The organism is Bradyrhizobium sp. P2_E8, from assembly GCF_056403875.1.
In genome coordinates this window covers 1-2,200 of record NZ_JBFUES010001137.1, presented here as the reverse complement: position 1 = coordinate 2,200, position 2,200 = coordinate 1, and the positions used below count along the sequence as shown (strand labels likewise).

The following is a 2,200-nucleotide window of genomic DNA, read 5'->3' as shown; positions in this document are numbered from 1 at the left end:
AGGTGAATGCGTAATGGATACCCGTAACGTTCAWGCAGGAGCTGATGCCGGTCACGGCATCAGCTTCAACGAAGCCTTCCGCGTCTGGCTGCGCGTCGCCTGCTTAAGCTTCGGCGGGCCCGCGGGCCAGATCGCGGTGATGCACCGCATCCTGGTCGAGGAGAAGAAATGGATCTCCGAGGGCCGGTTCCTGCATGCGCTGAATTACTGCATGCTTTTGCCGGGACCCGAGGCGCAGCAGCTTGCGACCTATATCGGCTGGCTGATGCACCGCACCGCCGGCGGGCTGATGGCGGGCGGGCTGTTCATCCTGCCCGGCATCATCGCCATCATGGCCTTGAGCTACGTCTACGCCGCCTTCGGCAATGTCAGCTTCGTCGAGGCGCTGTTCTTCGGCCTGAAGGCGGCCGTGCTCGCCATCGTCGTCGAGGCCGTGGTGCGCGTCGGCAAGCGCGCGCTGAAGAACCGCATCATGATCGCGCTCGCCGCCATCGCCTTCGTCGCCATCTTCTTCTTCGCGGTTCCCTTCCCGATCATCATCATTGCCGCCGGCGTGATCGGATATATCGGCGCCAGGCAGGGCCGCCCGGAGTTTGCACCGGCCGGTCACGGCCCTGGCGGCAGCGGCGCCGTGATCGACAGCATGCTCGGCGACGCCGTGCCCGATCACGTCAAGCCTGATTCCGCGCGCGCGATCCGGGTCGGCGCGCTCTGGCTTGCGCTGTGGCTGGTGCCCGTGATCGCGCTGCTTCTGGCCCTCGGCCAGGCCAACGTGTTCAGCCAGATCGCCCTGTTCTTCTCGAAAATGGCGCTGGTCACCTTCGGCGGCGCCTATGCGGTGCTGGCCTACGTCGCCCAGCAGGCGGTCGAGCATTATCACTGGCTGAAGCCGCACGAGATGCTCGACGGCCTCGGCATGGCCGAGACCACGCCGGGCCCGCTGATCATGGTGCTCCAGTTCGTCGGCTTCATGGCCGCCTATCGGGACCCCGGCGGCCTGTCGCCAATGCTGGCGGCGACGTTCGGCGGACTGCTCGCGACCTGGGTCACGTTCACGCCCTGCTTCCTCTGGATCTTCGTCGGCGCGCCCTATATCGAGCGCCTGCGCGGCAATACGGGCCTCGCCGGCGCGCTCAGCGCGATCACCGCCGCCGTCGTCGGCGTGATCCTCAACCTCTCGATCTGGTTCGCGCTGCACACGCTGTTCCGCGAGACCGTGCCGGTGCACGCGTTTCCGTTCGCTTTCGACAGGCCGGTGCTGACCAGCGTCGACATTCCGGCGCTCGTGCTGTCGATCGCAGCCGCCACCGCGATCTTCCGCTTCAAGCTCGGGATGCTCACGGTGCTTGCGGGCAGTTGCGCGGCTGGTGTTGGGCTGCGGATGGCGGGGATCATCTAGGAAGAGGAGCGCACCCGTCACCTGGCGCCAGGGCATGTACGCGGTGCGATCTCAGGTCTTGGCCTTCGGACGTCCGTATCACGGACTGACGCGGCCGCCGCCAAGTCCCGCCCTACAGGGCTTGATCGTAGGCCTGCAGGATCCGGACAAAATCAGCCATGCTGGATCGATCGCCGTTTTCAGCCATAGCCGCGATCTGACCATTGGATGCGCGCTGGTTTCCCTGCCAGAACCGCATCAGGAAATCGGCGATGTTACGCATGGGCGTACTCTCTGCACCAACCATGGCAGCAAGCCTCAGTTGAGCGGCAGAGCGCCGCTGGATCGGGAGAAGAGCCCGGCGGGCACTACGCCGCCGGCCTTGTCCCGCAACTGCCGGCTCGCAGGACCGGTTCCGTTGCTCTTCACTCTGGATGTATCGGTAGCACCAAGCACTGGGTCGGCGCCATCGCGCGGAGGTATGAAGTGACCATACCTAGGTAGACCTGGGGCCGGTGGAATGAGCCGCGCTCCTAGCTTGAGTGACGCCCCATGTTTTCTCCAAAGTGTCGCGCCGTCCTTTGCAAGCTGTAAGATGGTCGCGAGATCGCTACCGGGTCTTGGATGCGAAACGAACTGCATAACAACCGCAGGCATTTTCCCCACCAATGAAAAATGATGGCGCCAAATAACCCGGCTGATCATTTAGCCCGAGCAGAATTCCAAACAGTGCAGCCTCAGGCTTGATCTGGATCAATTTCATTTTTCCAGCTTGGCGGCAGTCTCCCCGTTCTTGCGCTGAATGACGGCATTGCATGGAGA

At 63.8% G+C, this 2,200-nt stretch carries 3 protein-coding genes; 1 reads left to right on the top strand and 2 read right to left on the bottom strand.

Annotation, left to right across the window (positions count from 1 at the left end; genetic code table 11):
- The first annotated feature begins 13 nt into the window (after positions 1–13).
- Positions 14–1,399, top strand: coding sequence for a chromate efflux transporter (gene chrA / locus AC1D00_RS37730; RefSeq protein ID WP_477014169.1), 1,386 nt, complete (start codon positions 14–16; stop codon positions 1,397–1,399).
- A 112-nt stretch (positions 1,400–1,511) separates the two neighbouring features.
- Here chrA and AC1D00_RS37725 read toward each other — a convergent pair whose 3' ends face one another.
- Complete coding sequence (locus tag AC1D00_RS37725) at positions 1,512–1,661, bottom strand: hypothetical protein (RefSeq protein WP_477014168.1); 150 nt, start codon at positions 1,659–1,661, stop codon at positions 1,512–1,514.
- A gap of 327 nt (positions 1,662–1,988) precedes the next feature.
- Positions 1,989–2,200 (bottom strand): hypothetical protein (locus AC1D00_RS37720; protein ID WP_477014167.1); only part of this gene is annotated, 212 nt, incomplete at its 5' end.

Bases quoted from the DNA above. Each gene is read 5' to 3' on its own strand.
- AC1D00_RS37725 (WP_477014168.1), bottom strand. From the start codon at position 1,661: ATGCGTAACATCGCCGATTTCCTGATGCGGTTCTGGCAGGGAAACCAG.